Annotated in this window: 15 protein-coding genes; 10 read left to right on the forward strand and 5 right to left on the reverse strand. The window is 46.1% G+C overall.

The window, feature by feature from the left end; genetic code table 11:
* Window positions 1-110: 110 nt before the first annotated feature.
* The gene (locus tag AAA952_RS04315; protein WP_338254723.1) at window positions 111-677 is read right to left on the reverse strand and encodes a hypothetical protein; all 567 of its coding nucleotides are present in this window, start codon (window positions 675-677) and stop codon (window positions 111-113) included.
* 152 nt (window positions 678-829) lie between these two features.
* Window positions 830-1,621, reverse strand: a complete 792-nt coding sequence (locus tag AAA952_RS04320; RefSeq protein ID WP_338254725.1) for a hypothetical protein — start codon at window positions 1,619-1,621, stop codon at window positions 830-832.
* Between the two features lie 269 nt (window positions 1,622-1,890).
* Between AAA952_RS04320 and prlC the strand changes: the two genes are divergently transcribed.
* A complete protein-coding gene (prlC, locus tag AAA952_RS04325) occupies window positions 1,891-3,930 on the forward strand; it encodes an oligopeptidase A (protein WP_338254727.1) in 2,040 nt (679 codons plus the stop codon).
* A gap of 175 nt (window positions 3,931-4,105) precedes the next feature.
* A complete protein-coding gene (locus AAA952_RS04330; RefSeq protein WP_006079446.1) occupies window positions 4,106-4,636 on the forward strand; it encodes a thioesterase family protein in 531 nt (176 codons plus the stop codon).
* 24 nt (window positions 4,637-4,660) lie between these two features.
* On the opposite strand, the gene AAA952_RS04335 is transcribed toward AAA952_RS04330, so the two are convergent.
* Window positions 4,661-5,308 (reverse strand): glutathione S-transferase family protein, encoded by a 648-nt coding sequence (locus tag AAA952_RS04335; RefSeq protein WP_131524442.1) that lies wholly within the window; start codon window positions 5,306-5,308, stop codon window positions 4,661-4,663.
* A 206-nt stretch (window positions 5,309-5,514) separates the two neighbouring features.
* On the opposite strand from AAA952_RS04335, the gene AAA952_RS04340 reads away from it, so the two are divergent.
* The 5 genes from AAA952_RS04340 to AAA952_RS04360 all read left to right on the forward strand — a co-directional run bounded on the left by AAA952_RS04340 (window position 5,515) and on the right by AAA952_RS04360 (window position 12,074).
* Complete coding sequence (locus AAA952_RS04340; protein WP_338254732.1) at window positions 5,515-6,204, forward strand: DNA-3-methyladenine glycosylase I; 690 nt, start codon at window positions 5,515-5,517, stop codon at window positions 6,202-6,204.
* A gap of 814 nt (window positions 6,205-7,018) precedes the next feature.
* Complete coding sequence (locus tag AAA952_RS04345) at window positions 7,019-8,164, forward strand: efflux RND transporter periplasmic adaptor subunit (protein ID WP_105250703.1); 1,146 nt, start codon at window positions 7,019-7,021, stop codon at window positions 8,162-8,164.
* Between the two features lie 9 nt (window positions 8,165-8,173).
* Window positions 8,174-11,308 (forward strand): efflux RND transporter permease subunit, encoded by a 3,135-nt coding sequence (locus AAA952_RS04350; protein ID WP_338254734.1) that lies wholly within the window; start codon window positions 8,174-8,176, stop codon window positions 11,306-11,308.
* A 141-nt stretch (window positions 11,309-11,449) separates the two neighbouring features.
* The gene (locus AAA952_RS04355; RefSeq protein ID WP_198572451.1) at window positions 11,450-11,713 is read left to right on the forward strand and encodes a hypothetical protein; all 264 of its coding nucleotides are present in this window, start codon (window positions 11,450-11,452) and stop codon (window positions 11,711-11,713) included.
* 37 nt (window positions 11,714-11,750) lie between these two features.
* On the forward strand, window positions 11,751-12,074 hold the full coding sequence (locus AAA952_RS04360; RefSeq protein WP_198572450.1) for a hypothetical protein: 324 nt from the start codon (window positions 11,751-11,753) through the stop codon (window positions 12,072-12,074).
* A 56-nt stretch (window positions 12,075-12,130) separates the two neighbouring features.
* Here the strand turns inward: AAA952_RS04360 and AAA952_RS04365 are convergent, their stop codons facing one another.
* Window positions 12,131-13,753, reverse strand: a complete 1,623-nt coding sequence (locus AAA952_RS04365) for an AbgT family transporter (protein ID WP_206766008.1) — start codon at window positions 13,751-13,753, stop codon at window positions 12,131-12,133.
* A 559-nt stretch (window positions 13,754-14,312) separates the two neighbouring features.
* Here AAA952_RS04365 and AAA952_RS04370 point away from each other — a divergent pair.
* Genes AAA952_RS04370 through AAA952_RS04380 form a run of 3 tightly spaced genes read left to right on the forward strand, consistent with a single transcriptional unit; the run spans window position 14,313 to window position 16,721 of the window.
* Complete coding sequence (locus AAA952_RS04370) at window positions 14,313-14,879, forward strand: LemA family protein (RefSeq protein WP_105250697.1); 567 nt, start codon at window positions 14,313-14,315, stop codon at window positions 14,877-14,879.
* Window positions 14,880-14,928: 49 nt separating this feature from the next.
* Window positions 14,929-15,966 carry a DUF3137 domain-containing protein gene (locus AAA952_RS04375; protein ID WP_338254741.1) on the forward strand — a complete coding sequence of 346 codons (1,038 nt, stop codon included), beginning with the start codon at window positions 14,929-14,931 and terminating at the stop codon, window positions 15,964-15,966.
* The gene (locus AAA952_RS04380; RefSeq protein ID WP_306683850.1) at window positions 15,966-16,721 is read left to right on the forward strand and encodes a lytic transglycosylase domain-containing protein; all 756 of its coding nucleotides are present in this window, start codon (window positions 15,966-15,968) and stop codon (window positions 16,719-16,721) included. Before AAA952_RS04375 ends, AAA952_RS04380 begins: the two co-directional genes overlap by 1 nt.
* Before the next feature lie 69 nt (window positions 16,722-16,790).
* Here AAA952_RS04380 and AAA952_RS04385 read toward each other — a convergent pair whose 3' ends face one another.
* Window positions 16,791-17,636, reverse strand: a complete 846-nt coding sequence (locus AAA952_RS04385; RefSeq protein WP_219251423.1) for a 23S rRNA (adenine(2030)-N(6))-methyltransferase RlmJ — start codon at window positions 17,634-17,636, stop codon at window positions 16,791-16,793.
* Window positions 17,637-17,653 lie beyond the last annotated feature (17 nt).

Genomic DNA, 17,653 nt, shown 5'->3' on the forward strand with positions numbered 1-17,653 from the left:
ACAGCAGAAGGTCATTGTAGGGGGCTTTGCGGTAACAGACCAGCCTATTGCATCACTAACGTATAAGGCATTGCTTTTAATAAAAATACTCCTAAAGTTGCATTCAGTTGTTATCGCGTGGCTGTTTCGCGGCGATATTGGCACTTAGAGTGATCGTTTTGAGCTGGGCCTTCTGCACCACATTTCAAACATTGCCACTCCTTTTGGCGGGCGCTGAGTTCATCGGCTTGATGCTTAGCAGCGTTATCTTGCTTGTTGCCGAGAAGGGACTCTAGCTGATCCATACGTTTATCGAGCCAACGGCAATTAGGATCATTGGCGACATGTTCACGACTAGCGAGTTGTTGTTTGCGACTGAGTTTTTTACTCTTAGCGGCTTTGTTCGATTGAGTGGCTTTAGTTGATTTAGTGGTTTTGGATGGCTCTGCGGGTGTGACAGTGGGGGGCGAATACTCGAACGCACTTTGCACTTGGTTAGGCAAATTAATCGGCTTGCCCTCATTGTCGAGCAAAGTGCCTAGGGGCAAAGGTGCGGTTTGTGTCGGTTGCGCTAAGGATTCTAGACTCGGTTCAGGTTCAGATACCTGTTGCGCATTAGTCGAGCTTGTAACTTGGATAAAAAGCAGGGGCAAGGTAATGACAGCGGTTCGGATAAGATAGAAATGATGCGTTAACATTCCCTGTTCCTCGGCAAAATCGATGTGAATAGTGAGTCGCTCCGTCGACATTTTGAGTTTAGTTAGTGAGCTTTGTTTTTGCCAAATGTCACGGGATAAATTGACAGAGGAAGGTTGCAATACGGCGCTAGAAACACAGAGCTAAAACGACGTTAAAATGTTATCGCAAAGTGGATGCCAGCATAGGTTTGATCCTGTGAACTCATATCGCCATTGGCTGAGGTTTCTTGCTCAATATCACTCTGGGCAATGCTGTGGCTAATGTGTCCGCTAATACTCATGCTTGGGGTCAGTTGATAATTCGCTTCGAGGCCAAACTGCAGGTTATTACTGCCATCGTGTTCTTCTGTGCGGTATTTAAAATCAAACCCTTGAGTGATATAGGGCGTGAGGCTGAACTGGTCTGTGATATTCCAATAACTGTGCAAACTCACTTCAACAAAGTAGCCTGCCGCCTCTGTGGAATAGACATAACTCACCGATGGTACCAACCAAGCTGTGGCGCTGTAGGCGAGTTCTGCAAATAGCTCGTTATCTTGGCAGCGGCTATTGCTATAGCCTTCAATGCGCTGATATCCCAGATTAGCCTCTAGGTTTTCGGCTAAGTTGAACCCATATTCAAGGCCGATATTCCACTCTGTATAGGCTTGGCTATCACCGCGTCCGACTAAGGCATAAGTGGTTAAGTTACCGTGCTGAACGGTAGCATTGAGCCAATAAATACCCCCATTTTGCAAGTTATTGCGACCCTGTGAGACATATTTGCTGTCCCAACCTAAATCCAGCGTCACCGCCAAAGGTTCTGTTATCTGGCGGGGTAATATGGTGTTTGAAATACTATCGACTTGTTCTAGGCCCTCATTAGCAACTGCGTTGTGACTAAGGCAGTTGATCCCTAATGTGCAGAGGACGCTGGCGATAAGTTTCACTGAGTGTGTTGCCATATTTTTGCTGATTTTGGTCGAGGTACGTTAGTTATGCAGATAATACCTTGCCCACATACAAACATTAATGCGAATTGATTCGATTTGCGATCGAGATTGCAACAATGTGTAGGTAAATAAAACGTAAATCCTAAATGCGAACTAGTTCACTTTTTTTCAAGGGAAATAGGGTTAAGTAAGGCGTTCGAAGGGGACAATCGGTTTTCTCGCCTTGATAAATAGGCCATTAGCCCTTATTTATAACAGATACAGATTGTTGAGGAGTCAATATGAGCAACCCTTTGCTTAGCGGCGCAAAATTACCGCTTTTTTCACAGATTAAACCGGAACATATTCAAGTCGCCGTTGAGCATGCCATTGCTCAGTGCCGCACTAAGATTGATGAAGTGCTGCAGAACCAAGGTCCTTTTACGTGGGACAACTTGGTCGCGCCATTAGAACAGGTTGACGATGAGCTAAGCCAAATTTGGTCGCCCGTTTCTCATATGAATTCAGTGACTAGCACAGATGAGTGGCGTGCCGCCCATGATGCTTGTTTACCTCTTTTATCGGAATACGGCACTTACGTTGGCCAACACCAAGGTTTGTATCAAGCCTATAAAGCGCTGCGAACATCCAATGAATTTGCACAATTGAGCCAAGCCCAGCAGATGGTGATAGAGCACAGCCTGCGCGACTTTGAACTATCGGGTATTGGCTTAGATGACGCGCAAAAAGTGCGTTATGGCGAGATTGTAAAACGTCTTTCTGAACTCACCAGTGGTTTTTCGAATCAATTACTGGATGCGACGCAAGCTTGGACTAAGTTGATCACTGATGAAGCTGAGCTTGCTGGTTTGCCTGAGTCTGCCAAAGCCGCCGCTAAAGCGATGGCGCAGTCGCGTGAGCTAGAAGGTTGGTTATTTACCTTAGATTTTCCCTCTTATCTACCCGTCATGACCTACAGCGAAAACCGCAGTCTTCGGGAAGAATGCTACCGTGCGTTTGTCACTCGCGCTTCAGATCAAGGTCCCAATGCCGGAGAGTTTGATAACAGCCCGCTGATGGACGAAATTCTTGCTTTGCGCCACGAACTCGCATTGTTACTCGGTTTTGATAGTTTTGCTGACAAATCTCTGGCGACGAAAATGGCTGAAACACCGGCGCAGGTGATGGCATTTTTAAATGAATTAGCGCTGCGCTCAAAGGATCAAGCTAAGGCAGAACTGGCTGAGCTGAGAGCGTTTGCCGAGGCCGAATATGGCGTGACTGAAATGGCCTCTTGGGACTTAAGTTTCTATGCTGAGAAGTTGCAGCAGCATAAGTATGAGATTTCACAGGAAATCCTGCGTCCGTATTTCCCCGAAGATAAAGTGCTCTCGGGTTTGTTCTATACAGTATCGCGTTTGTTCGGCCTTAAAATCCTTGAGCAAAAGGATTTTGACCGTTGGCATAAAGACGTGCGTTTCTTCGATATTTTCGACGAAACTGACGAACACAGAGGCAGTTTCTACCTCGATTTATATGCCCGCACAGGTAAACGTGGTGGTGCTTGGATGGATGACTGCCGTGTGCGCCGTCAAACCGCCAATGGATTGCAAAAGCCAGTGGCTTATTTGACCTGTAACTTTAATGGTCCAGTCGATGGCAAACCTGCGCTGTTTACCCACGATGAAGTGACGACCCTGTTCCACGAATTTGGCCATGGTATCCACCATATGCTGACCAAAATCGATGTTGCAGGCGTGTCGGGCATCAATGGTGTGCCTTGGGATGCGGTCGAGTTGCCGAGCCAATTTATGGAAAACTGGTGCTGGCAGGAAGCAGCCTTGGCCGAAATTTCTGGCCACTTCGAAACGGGCGAGCCATTACCTAAAGCCTTGTTAGATAAAATGCTGGCGGCGAAAAACTTCCAGTCTGGCATGATGATGCTGCGCCAACTCGAGTTCTCGTTGTTCGATTTTAGAATGCACCACGAATACGACCCCGCTAAAGGCGCGCGCATTCAAGAAACCTTAGACGAAGTGCGTCGTCAGGTGGCCGTATTAACACCGCCGGATTTTAACCGTTTCCAACATGGATTTGCCCATATTTTTGCGGGTGGTTATGCCGCAGGTTATTACAGCTATAAATGGGCTGAAGTGCTGTCGGCGGATGCGTTTTCCCGCTTCGAAGAGGAAGGTATTTTTAACCCTGAAACGGGTCGTCGCTTCCTGCACAATATCCTCGAAATGGGTGGCTCAGCCGAACCTATGGACTTGTTCAAACAGTTTATGGGGCGCGAGCCGAATATCGATGCCCTGTTAAGACATTCAGGTATTGCTGCATAAGCAATTGTGAGTTTTGATAAATCAGCCCATTTTAATGGGATGATTATTTGAGGGTATTTAGCTTAATCGAACGATAAAAAGACGCCTTAGGGCGTCTTTTTTGTGAGCTATATCCCGCTTGCCCTGTGGTATGACCTCTGTTAGCCTGTGGCTCTTATTTCAAGGGCGGCGCGTTATGAATCTGTATTTTCGTTTGTTTTGGTTGTTATTCTGGCGCACGCGCCATTGTCGTAAGATCGATTTTCTAGGGACAAGCCGTATCACTTATCGTGCTTTACCGAGCGATTGCGACATCAATTTCCATCTCACTAATTCTCGCTATCCCGCGTTTATGGATCTGGCGCGGACCTATATGTTGGCTGAGATGGGTCTGCTGAAACGTTTCTTAAAGTTGAAGTGGATGCCGATAGTCAACGCCGCCGAATTTACTTATATTCGCGATATTAAGCCGCTTAAAACCTTTGAGATTGAAACCAAAGTCGTCGGTTGGGATGAAAAATATTTCTATATTGAACAACGCTTTGTGAGCGAACGTGGCCTACATTGTATCGTTCATGTGCGCGGTGTGTTTGTGTGCAAAGGTAAGCAAGTGCCGCTAGATGTGTTAGTGAAAGAGGCGGGTTATACCGATGCTGCACCTGAGTTGCCGCCCGAAGTCGTGAAGTGGAAAGCGTTTTTGCAGTTGAAGAAAGAACGCAATATGTGATTGTGTTGAGGCATGACTTACTCGCTAAGGTATGCCTCTTATTCCTGCCGTTTCCTCCATCTCAGCCAGTAACACCTCTTCTTGTACTAACATCCAAGCGCCACGCAGTTGTGCCTGTTGCCAATAGCGAACGATTTCATCTAAATCCAACAGGTTTAGATGTTGGAAGCTATAGCTTAAACAAGGGATTAGTGCACAGTCGGCTAAGGTAAAACTGTCGCCACAGACCCAATGATGTTGTGTGAGTTGCGCGTCTAAGCGTTGAAACTGTGTCAGTAGTTGCTTCTCTAATTGTTTGATTTCGAATTCATTGCTGTCTTCTATATGCTTTAACTTTTCTAATTGAAATAATGGGTTGTTAATATCATTGTCTATGATGCGATCGAACAAACGTACCTGTAAGTTGCGTTGTGGTTCTTGTGGCAGCAGCTGGGTACTGTTTTCAAAATGCCTATCTAAGTACTCGATAATAATGCTGGATTCGGGTATCAGCTGTTCATTTTGGGCTTTAAGCAGGGGGATTCGCGCTTGCGGATAACGTTGGTGAAATTCCTTGCGAGACAAAGGGTCGCGTAGATCTATGATTCTGGGATAGAAGTTGGCCTGCTTTTCATAAAGTGCGATGAGCACTTTCTGTGAATAGCGTGATAACGGGTGATAAAAAAGCTCCATAGGCACTCACTCCAAACCCAGTCTTTTACGGACTTTACGTTTTAACTTTAGTCGTAATTGAAGCGCTTGCTGTAAGAGTTTTTTTAAAAAATGCTGGAATAAACACAATTTTTCTTGGCAAAGCCAAGTGATCCATCAGGGATAAAAATCGGTATTATGAGCCCATATAGAAAGTGTCGGGATTTAATCATTTTAAAGGTAATAATATGAGCCAGTTAGAGCATTTTTCATCTATTTATGCCAGAGCCAGTGAGCGCAAAGGCGGACCTGCTGGACTCGAAGCCTTATTGTCTGGTTGCCTGTCTGATGATGAAATTCGCCAATATCGGGATGCTGAATTATTGTCGGCGATGAGCCGTCAGGTGTTTCAAAGTGGTTTTGTATGGCGGGTGGTTGTTAACAAATGGCCCGAGTATGAGAAGTCTTTCTTTGGGTTCGAACCGCATAAAGTATTAATGTTATCGCCTGAGCAAATTCAAGCGCGGGCAAGTGATGCGACCTTGATTCGCCATCTTAAAAAGACTCAAGCCATTTATGATAATGCTCTGATGATCCATGATGTTGCTCGCGAACATGGCAGTTTGGCGCAGCTGATCGCCGCTTGGCCGACGCAGGATATTATCGGGTTGTGGGCGTTGTTGAAGAAACGAGGTACTCGATTGGGCGGCAATACGGGTCCCTATTTTCTGCGCGGCATTGGCAAAGATACCTTTTTGTTAACCGATGATGTGCAAGATTATTTTAAAGCGCACAAATTAGTTGATGCGGGCTTTACGTCGCAGACGGCGCTTAAACAAGTGCAAGCCGTATTTAATCAGTGGCAACAGGAGTCGGGTCGTTGTTTGGCTGATATCAGCCGCATTTTGGCTTGCAGCGTGGGCGATAATCGAATTTAGTCCTGTTAAGTTGTGATTGAAGATGAACAAATTAGTTTTAATAGACAAATATTGCTTTGCTAGCAATATTTGTCATTACAGAAGCATTATTTGTGGGAGTCTGAGTTTCATTTAATGGGGTATTAATCTGAATTTCGGGTTTGCTCCGATTTGGGGTAACCACTAAAATAGCCCGCTAGCTATTATTTGTGACTGTTTAATTGTATGGCGTTGACTCATAACGCTGGCGCTGCATTTTAGCCGTGCACAAATAGTAGATGTAATAAACTGCACAGCAATCCGCTATCGGATGTATTCATGTTTTTACGCACAAGCAGTCTGAAGCCAGCTCTTTGCTTACTCTCTTTCGGTATTGTCAGTCTTGATAGGGTCGTTTTTAACGACTTGATGCTGAGAGTGGCCTGAGTAAAAACAAGCGCGCTGCGTTTTCGTCTCTATGTACAAATTATTGCAACAAGTGACGGTTAAGCTAACGTCATTGAGCTGTGGGCCTTGGCCTGCCGCAAGTCTAGAATATGAACAGATTTGCAACATATTCAATATGGAGTAGGCTTATTGGGTGTTTTACGGCATATCCCCCTAACAATGCCACTCAAAGTTAACCGATTTTTTAAATCGAATAACAATTCGATGAATATAGTAATGCTGAATGAGTGAAAATTTTCATTAGTTTACAATTTAGTTTCGTTATCTTCCTTGTTGATTCATATAGGCTATGAGATAAATAACGGATTTGATTTTAGTTACAATTACGGCTCGTGTCAGCGCAATAAGTGTACTGGTATGTGGGCAGTTAATATTTGAAGGAGTTCTCATGCGGCAGACAATTAAACTTGCCTCAGTTATAAGCGTGGCGTTATGGATGGCAGCTTGCAGCCCTCAAGAAGAGAGCGCTCAGGCGGGGGCTGGTCCACGTAGTATGGAAGTGGGAATCCTTAATGTTGTTGCCCAGCCACAAGTGATTCAGGTGGAATTACCAGGACGCAGTAAAGCTTTCCTCGAGGCTGAAGTTCGTCCACAGGTTAACGGTATTATCACTAAGCGTAGTTTTGTTGAAGGTGGCAATGTGAAACAGGGTGAATCCTTGTATCAGATTGACTCTTCAACTTATAAAGCTGCTTTAGTGAGTGCCAATGCTGATTTAGCCAGAGCGAATGCGGGCTTAGCCTCAGCAAAAGCTAAGGCGGCACGTTATCAGCAATTGGTAAAAACCAACGCCATCAGTAAGCAAGAGTTCGATGAAGCTGAAGCGGCTTATAAAGAAGCATTGGCAAATGTTACCGTGGCTGAAGCTGCGATTAACACCGCTAAAATCAACCTGCAATATACTGAAGTATTAGCACCTATCTCTGGTCGTATCGGTAAATCGAGTGTGACTGCGGGGGCGTTAGTGACTGCCAACCAAAGCCAAACGCTGGCGACGATTCAACAACTTGATCCTATCAATGTGGATATCGCGCAATCGAGTGCTCAGTTGTTACGTCTTAAAGCTAAGTTGCAGCAAGGTAAGCTACAAGCTTCAGAAAATGCAGACGTGAAATTATTGCTTGAAGATGGCACTCAATATAGTCATCCGGGTAAGTTGCAGTTCGCTGAAGTGAGCGTGGATCCAAACACTGGCTCAGTTATTCTGCGCGCCGAATTCCCTAATCCTGAAGGTATCTTGTTACCTGGCATGTATGTTCGCGCTATGTTAAATGCGGGCACTGATCCACAGGCTATCTTGGTTCCACAAAAAGCGATTACGCGTAACTCTAAGGGTGAAGCTGTGGCTATGGTGGTGAATGACCAAGGTTTAGTCGAAGCGAAAACAGTGACGACCGCAGAAGTGATTAACAACCAATGGCGAGTCACTTCTGGTTTAACTGTGGGCGACAAGTTGATTGTGGAAGGATTACAGAAAGTTCGTCCCGGCGCTCCAGTAACCACCAAAGTTATTTCTGAAACGCAAGCACAATAGGGCATAGCTATGGCACGTTTTTTTATTGATCGCCCCATCTTTGCGTGGGTGATCTCCTTGATTATTATGCTGGCGGGGATCCTTTCGATCCGCTCGCTGCCAGTGTCCCAATATCCTAACATTGCACCACCGACCGTGGTGATCAGTGCTAACTATCCTGGCGCTTCCGCTAAGATTGTTGAAGATTCTGTGACTCAGGTGATTGAGCAACGTATGACGGGTATCGATCACCTCCGTTATATCGCCTCCGCCAGTGACAGTTTTGGTAATGCTGAGATCACTTTAACCTTTAACGCTGAAGCCGATCCGGATATTGCACAGGTTCAAGTGCAGAACAAGTTACAGGGCGCTATGACCCTGTTACCGCAAGAGGTGCAGGCGCAAGGGGTTAACGTTAACAAGTCGAGTTCAGGCTTCTTAATGGTATTAGGTTTCGTATCGACCGATGGTTCGTTAGATAAAGGCGATATCGCCGACTATGTTGGTGCGAACATTCAAGATCCTATGAGTCGCGTACCGGGTGTAGGTGAAATTCAGCTGTTTGGTGCCCAATATGCGATGCGTATATGGCTAGATCCGTTGAAATTGACTCAATACAACTTGACCAGTTTAGACGTTATCGCTGCGATTCGTTCTCAAAACGCTCAAGTTTCAGCTGGACAGTTAGGTGGCGCGCCCTCTGTGGCTGGCCAAGAGTTGAACGCAACGGTATCGGCTCAAAGCCGCTTACAAACGGCGGAAGAGTTCCGCAAAATTATCCTTAAATCGGATATTTCAGGCGCAAACGTCTTCCTAAGCGATGTGGCACGGGTTGAATTAGGTTCTGAAAGTTATGCTGTGGTGTCACTGTATAACGGTCAACCTGCGACAGGGTTAGCGATTAAGCTGGCAACGGGTGCTAACGCGCTTGATACTGCTGAAGCTGTTCGTGAAAAAATTGCTGAGATGAAACCTTTCTTCCCGCAAGGGCTAGAAGTTGTTTATCCATACGATACAACGCCTTTCGTTGAAAAATCGATAGAAGGTGTAGTACATACCTTGCTTGAAGCTATTGTACTAGTGTTCATCATCATGTACCTCTTCTTGCAAAATTTCCGCGCAACTTTGATCCCGACTATTGCAGTACCTGTGGTATTGCTGGGAACCTTTGCGATTCTGTCGTTAGCGGGTTTCTCGATTAACACTTTAACCATGTTTGCTATGGTGCTCGCCATTGGTTTGTTGGTGGACGATGCGATTGTGGTGGTGGAAAACGTCGAGCGGGTAATGGCCGAGGAGGGCTTAAGTCCACTTGAAGCGACGCGTAAGTCGATGGATCAAATTACCGGTGCTTTAGTCGGTATCGGTCTGACCCTCTCCGCAGTGTTTGTCCCTATGGCATTTATGTCAGGTTCAACGGGGGTTATTTATCGTCAGTTCTCTATCACTATCGTATCTGCGATGGCGTTGTCTGTTCTAGTTGCTTTGATTTTAACACCTGCACTTTGTGCGACTATGCTCAAACCGATTAAGAAGGGCCATGCTCATATCGAAACTGGCTTCTTTGGTTGGTTTAACCGTAGTTTCGATAAACTGACTAATCGTTATGAGTCGAGCGTTGCTGGGATCATCAAGCGCGGCTTTAGAGTGATGGCGATTTACGTTGTGCTGGTTATTGCAGTGGGTTGGATCTTTATCCGTATGCCTACGGCGTTCTTACCAGATGAAGACCAAGGTATTTTGTTCACGCAAGCCATTTTGCCGACTAACTCAACTCAAGAAAGTACCTTAAAAGTATTGGAGAAAGTGTCTGATCACTTTATGGCTGAGGAGGGCGTGAGGTCGGTGTTTAGCGTGGCGGGCTTCAGTTTTGCGGGTCAAGGGCAAAACATGGGTATCGCCTTCGTTGGTTTGAAGGATTGGTCTGAACGTGAAGCGCCTGGTATGGACGTGAAGTCTATTGCTGGTCGTGCTATGGGTGTGTTCGGTCAGATGAAAGATGCCTTAGTATTCGCCTTCGTACCGCCTGCGGTAATCGAGTTGGGGACGGCGAACGGTTTCGACATGTACCTGCAGGATAAGAACGGCCAAGGCCACGAGAAGTTAGTGGCGGCACGTAATCAACTGCTTGGTATGGCGGCACAGAATCCAAATCTGGTGGGTGTGCGTCCAAACGGTCAAGAAGATGCGCCAATTTATCAATTACATGTAGATCACGCTAAGTTGAGCGCGTTAGGCATTGAAATCACTAATGTGAACAATGTGCTTGCAACGGCTTGGGGTGGTTCTTATGTGAATGACTTTATTGACCGTGGCCGCGTGAAGAAAGTATATGTGCAAGGTGATGCCCAGTATCGTATGCAACCGGGAGATTTAGATTCTTGGTACGTGCGCAATAACAAGGGTGACATGGTGCCATTCTCTGCGTTTGCCACTGGTGCATGGGAATACGGTTCTCCACGTTTAGAACGCTTTAACGGCTTACCATCGATGAGCATTCAGGGTGCCACGGCTCCTGGTTTCAGTACCGGTGCAGCTATGACAATTATGGAAGACTTAGCCAAGCAGCTTCCTCCTGGTTTTGGTGTCGCGTGGAACGGTCTATCGTATGAAGAACGTCTATCGGGTAACCAAGCGCCAGCGCTGTATGCTCTGTCGATCTTAGTGGTCTTCTTAGTATTGGCAGCACTCTATGAAAGCTGGTCGGTACCCTTTGCAGTTGTGCTCGTGGTTCCGCTCGGGATCATCGGTGCCTTGATTGCAATGAATGGTCGCGGCTTGCCAAACGACGTGTTCTTCCAAGTGGGGCTGTTAACCACAGTAGGGTTAGCGACTAAGAACGCCATCTTGATTGTGGAATTCGCTAAAGAGTTCTATGAGAAAGGTTCAGGCTTAGTTGAGGCGACCTTACATGCGGTGCGTGTGCGTCTTCGCCCCATCTTAATGACGTCTCTAGCCTTTGGTCTGGGTGTTGTGCCGTTAGCTATCAGTACCGGTGTAGGCTCTGGTAGTCAAAACGCCATTGGTACAGGTGTACTCGGCGGTATGATGAGCTCGACTTTCCTAGGGATCTTCTTCGTACCATTATTCTTCGTGATAGTGGAGCGTCTCTTCAGTAAGCGCGAGAAGAAAGGTAAAGAACAGAAGCCAAACTCAGCTGAATAAGCTCGATCGTTTCTAAACTTCTAAACTAAAGCCCTGCAATTGCAGGGCTTTTTGTTATTTTAATGCTGTTAGTTATAAAGATGGATAGGCACTGTGCGCGAGTTCTGGCATATTGCGCTGAGGCAGTTAAGAGGACGAAACATGGATGATGCTGCGTTGGAATTGCAAAAACTAGATGCACTCATTGCTAAAGGTAAGATGTACGTCATTTTGGTCTTTGGCGTATTTTTCTGGGGTATGCTGACGTCCCTCGTGGTCGCCTTAATACATTATTTTATCTCGGGCGATCCATTCTGGGCGGAACTGCAAAGAGCGCTCTATATTTATCCCATTGGCGGTATTTTATTTGGTTGGTTTGTGTGGGTGCAGATTAATCGTAAGCGAGATAAACTTCGCTCCCAATAGTATCAATAGTTCTGGTTAAGCTGAGTGTAGGAGTGACATGGTGTTTTCGTGGGGTAATCTTGCCACTAAGCAACTTATCGTGGGAATGATATGCCATGGCATAGCGCTGGCATTTTTGGCCTATGGCGTTTATGCATTTTACTTGCAGGAGCTTGTACTACCAGAGTTAACTCGCTGTGTCGGTGCTGCTGTGTTATTTGTGGGCATGGGGCTAGCCCCTCAATTATTTTTTATGTCAGTGAGCCAGATAGTATCGCAAGCTGAGGACACGACATTAAAATCTACCCTACAGACCTATGTGTTTAATCTAGGTATTTTTTTGATGATCTGCAGTCTGTTAATGGAATGGCTATACGACTAAAGCTATTGAATAAAGAAAGGGCGTCGACTTCATCATCGACGCCCTTTTTATTGCGGTTAAGGCGTGTAGTAAGTCGCGGCTCCCGGCCCAACGGGCAGACCAAAGCCAAATACCCACAGGAAGAAGAACGCTGTCCAACCCACGAAAAACACGAGCGAGTACGGCAGCATAGTGGCGATCAGCGTACCTATCCCTAGGTTTTTCTGGTAACGACAGGCAACCGCTAAAATCAAACCAAAGTAGCTCATCATAGGTGTGATTAAGTTAGTCACCGAATCCCCAATACGGTACGCCGCTTGAATCGTTTCGGGCGCATAACCAACCAGCATCAGCATAGGCACAAAAATAGGAGCGGTAATGGCCCACTGGGCCGAGGCACTGCCAAGCATCAAGTTGATAATGCCGCAGAGCATAATAAAGAACAAAAATACGATCGGGCCCGTCAAGCCTATGGATTGCAGTGCATCGGCACCTAACACCGCCAATACTGCGCCTAAATTACTCCAGTTGAAGAAGGCGACAAACTGTGCGGCGAAAAAGACGAGGACGATATACATGCCCATAGTGCTCATGCTGTGGGACATGGCATTGATGACATCTTTATCATTTTTGATGCTGCCCACGACTTTGCCGTAAATAAAGCCCGGTATGGCAAAACAGATAAAGATAAAGGCGACTATGCCCTTGAGGAATGGCGAACCTGAGATGAGACCGGTTTCAGGATGGCGCAGCGGTGCGCCTTCTGGTACGACTGAAATCGCTAAAATAACCGCGAGCACTAACATAGATAACCCAGCCCATTTTAAGCCGCGTTTCTCAATAGCACTGATGCTCTCCATCGATTGCAGTACGGTTTCGTCTGCATCATCATCTTGGTATTGACCTAACTTAGGTTCGACGATTTTCTCTGTGACAAAGGCGCCAAGGAAAGTGATCACAAAGGTGGAGACAAACATGAAGTACCAGTTTACTTCTGGGCCGACGTTGTATTGAGGATCTATCATGCGCGCCGCTGCTTCGGTAATGCCCGATAGCAAGGGATCGACAGTACCAAGCAATAAGTTAGCGCTATAACCTCCTGAAACCCCGGCAAAAGCGGCAGCTAAACCTGCAAGTGGATGGCGGCCAAGGGAGTGGAAAATCATCGCCGCCATAGGGATAAGTACCACATAGCCAAGCTCGGCAGCGGTGTTAGACATAATGCCGGCAAATACTATGGTCACAGTGACTAATCGTTTAGAGGCACCCATGACTAAGGCGCGCATAGCCGCAGATAATAAGCCAGAGCGTTCGGCAATCCCGACGCCGAGTAGCGCCACGAGCACAGTGCCGAGCGGCGTAAAGCCAGTAAAGTTGGTCACTAGATGCGAGACTATCATCCGCAAACCTTCGGCGTTCATCAGGCTCACCACATGGATTAAACCGTCGGCACTGCGGCCGTGTGAGCCAATAGGTCTAGGATCGACTACGGTTAACCCAAAGTAGCCCGCAATACCTGAAATAATGACCACGGCAACACAGAACAGTGCGAATAAGGTGATTGGATGGGGCAGCAGATTGCCTAAGCGTTCAACAATATTGAGAAAACGTACAAACCAACCACTAGAGCTGATATCGCCCTGTTGTGGATTGGGTTCAGAAGCTTTTTTTGGAGGAATATCGCCGGAATTAAAACTCATCGTCCTTCCTTTATGTCGACCTTTACGCAGCGCAATATTTGGACCCTATAACAGACTCGAGACATTGCCGACGGCCGATTGTGGATGATGTGGCTGAGGGGATAACTCTAGGTGCAAGACTCGGAGTGAAAGCTAAGGTAAAAGTTAAAAAATTAGCGGCAAAGTATGATTGTTAAGTTTTAATTGAAACTTAAATGTTGCTATTGACTGTGTTGAAGTGAGGAGGGCGAAAATTAGGATAAAAAAATGGACTCTCGAGGAGTCCAGTATTCACGAGCAAAATTGGATGCTCTAATGTTGTGCCATATCACTATAGACGTTGTTTGCTGTATCGGAGCTGAATATCGATAAATTTATAGGTTAAATGCTGTTTTTTATGCAGATGATCACTTTTCATCGTTGAATATGGCCAGCTTCGTTGATGATTGCTCGTTAGATAACATCGCCAGCTCTGACCAGCGAGTAATTTCATTGTCTTAATCAGCCCGCAGGTGAAATTTTCACTCATTTATGGTTAGCTGTATCCTATTAACAAGAATAAGAAACCTAAGGATGGAAGATGGAAAAATTGTTATTGGGATTAACGCTGATTTTTATCGTGACCTATCTTTGGTACGTCAGTCTAGTCAAAAAGCGCAATACCGCGCTCGAAGCCTTGTCGGGTATCGATGTACAGCTGACCAAGCGTGCCGACCTTGTGCCTAACATTCTAAAAATCGCTAAACGATTTATGGAGCATGAAAAGTCACTGCTCACTGAAATCACCGAATTGCGTACTCTGCTAAGCCATAATTACAACAAGGCCGACCCTAGCGCAGTTAAAGAACATTTAGTTCAGGCTGAGCGGTTGAACGACAAAATGAGTACCTTGATGGTGAATGTGGAGAACTATCCCGAGCTCAAATCGGACAACACTATGTTGCAGGCGATGCAGACCTATAACGAGGTCGAAGCACATATCTCAGCTGCAAGGCGTTTTTACAACTCGGCAGTTTCCGAGCTTAATACTGCGGTAGAAATCTTCCCCGGCTCGATTATCGCTTCTATGGCGAGTATTAAAGTGATGCCATTCTATGAGGTAAGCGAAGCGGCAAAAGCGCCCGTAGATGCGGCCGAATACTTGTAAGCTTAGCTGTGCAGGGTGAGTTATCACCCTGCAATACTATGACATCAATATGAATATCATCACTTTTATTTTAGGTAGCCCGATTCGGACTTATCGGGGGCCTGTTGGTTTGTCTGCGGATTTGGACGAACTACCTCAACTCGAAGCGTATTACGAAGAACATATCGCGCCCATCAGTCGTAAATATGAAACTAAGCGTGTGGCTTGCCTTAAGGCGGCGCGTAAACGTTTGTATTTGAGTTTGATGATAGTGCTTGAGCTGAGCTTGCTCACCGTTATTGGCTACTACAGCGGTGGCGCTTATTTCCCGCCTTTGCCATTGCTTGCCTTAGTCGGATTATGCTGGTGGAGCTTTGCTCCGACTCGTGAGTTTAAGTATTTGGTTCAAAATGATATTTATCCGCTGATGTTTAAATATTTCGGCGATGATTTTATTTATAGCCGCGAAATGCGCCTCGACATGAATCGACTCGTTGCGGCTAAAGTATTACCGCGATACGACAAAGTCAGCTTCGGTGACTATATACAAGGCTGCTATAAGGGCGTTGAGTTGGCGGTTAATGAGCTTACCCTGACCAAGAATGTGCAAGTCGAAGAGCTGGATGTCAGTACCAGCAGGCGCAGAACTGTGACCCGCACGGAAACCCAGTTTCGTGGCTTAGTGGTTGAGCTGAGTAGCCATAAAGCGTTTATGGGTCATACTGTGGTGCTGAGGGATCGCGGTGGTTTAGCGAATTTCCTGTCCGACAGCCATGCGGGACTGGTACGAGTCAAACTTGAAGATCCGCAATTTGAAAAAGAGTTCGACGTGTTTTCAACGGATCAAATCGAGTCGCGCTATTTGCTCAATACGGCATTTATGGAGCGCTTACAGGAGCTTGCCAAACATTTCGATGGCAATATTCAATGTGCATTTTTCCGCAATAAATTGACTTTGTTCCTGCCGAATCGCAGAACGCATTTTCAAATGCAGTCCATTTTTCATGGCGCAACCTTTTCAGTAGAATTTAGTCAGATAAACCGAGAAATGAAGCAACTCTTTGCTATTATTGAAGTACTTAAACTTAATCAGTACACGGGACTTTGATGTTGCTTACTCGCTCAGCGCTTGCTCGTACACTGACTTTTGCAGCCTTTTCATTGCCCTGCAGATTTGAGGTGTTAGGCCTGTGCTTATTATTGATTTCGAGTTTGATGATAAATGCAAATGCTGAGGAGGCGCGCGAAAAAGCTAAGCCGCGTATTGTGGCACGGTACTCACAGAGCGGCATAGTGAGTAGTGAAGGTCTAGAAAAACTCAAAATTTATCAATACCAACAAGCTAATGGTGTCACCGTATTTACCGACAAAGCCCCCGCAAATAACCAGTATCAAATTTTGTTATATGACTGTTTTGCCTGTCGTCCCGATTCGACCATAGACTGGAATGGTATTCGGCTATTTACCGCTAATTATGATGCCTTGATCTCTCATGCAGCCCATAAGCATCAACTTGATCCCGCCTTAATCCGTGCTGTGATCCACGCGGAATCAGCCTTTAATGCGCGTGCACTTTCGCGAACTGGCGCCATGGGATTAATGCAATTGATGCCAGAAACAGCAAAAGAGATGGGTGTGGCTAATGCATTTTTGCCTGAAGAGAATATATTAGGTGGCAGTAAGTATTTGGCACAAATGCTAAAACAGTTCAATGGTGATGTCGCATTGGCCTGTGCGGCTTACAATGCGGGGCCGACGACCGTGGTTCAGTACAATGGCATTCCGCCCTATCCTGAAACCCAAGCCTATGTTGAGCGTGTGAAAATTTTATTGAAGCGTTACCGCGAGCAGAAGGACGTTTAGTTACCGCATTGATAAGCTGAAATGAAGTGGCGAAAATCCGGAGATCATCGCCGCCATTTGAGTCGAAGGTTACTCGCCGACTTCCCATTTTACAGTAATGTTACCGTCCACTTGTCCAAGTGTTTTACCCAAGTAATCCATTAATTCAGTTGCGATTTCGTCTAACTGCCAAGGTGGATTGATGATCCATAATCCTGCCGCTGTCATGCCAAATTCATCTGAATCGGGCTTAATGGCTTGTTCAATTCTCAACTGACGTTTAATGCCACTGCTGGCGAGGCGCGATAACATACCTTCGGTCTGAGTGCGATTTACGACTGGATACCACAGGATAAACACACCTGTTGCAAAACGTTTGTGCGCTTTTATCAGGGTTTCGGCCACATCTTGGTAGTCGGTTTTCATCTCGTAGCTAGGATCGACTAGCACCAGAGCACGACGCTCTAATGGTGGTACTGCGGCGATAAGGCCTTTTAGGCCATCACCTTTGATCACTTTAACTTGTCTGTCTTCGCAGAAATAATCATCCAATAACACGTAATCAGTACTGTGCAGCTCGTGCAAGACCATGCGATCTTTAGGCCCTAGCTCCATGTCGATAATGGCGGGTGAACCTGGGTAGAAGTTGAGTTCGTCTGGATTTTCTTCATTAAAATGGCGCACGGCGGCGACATAGTCCTGCAGCGATTGTGGTAAGTCAGTTTTATCCCAAAGCTTAGCTACACCTTCGAGGTATTCACCTGTTTTCTGTGCAAATTCATCGCTTAAAGCATAACCACCCGCACCTGCGTGGGTATCGATATACACGAGTGGTTTGTCTTTTTTGTGCATCAGCTGCAAGGTTTGTAGCAAGATGGCGTGTTTCAACACATCGGCATAATTGCCAGCGTGATAACCATGGCGGTAACTTAACATGGGGGATCCTAGTAATT

It is taken from the genome of Shewanella sp. M-Br (assembly GCF_036245925.1).
GTDB classification, from domain to species: Bacteria; Pseudomonadota; Gammaproteobacteria; order Enterobacterales; family Shewanellaceae; genus Shewanella; species Shewanella oncorhynchi.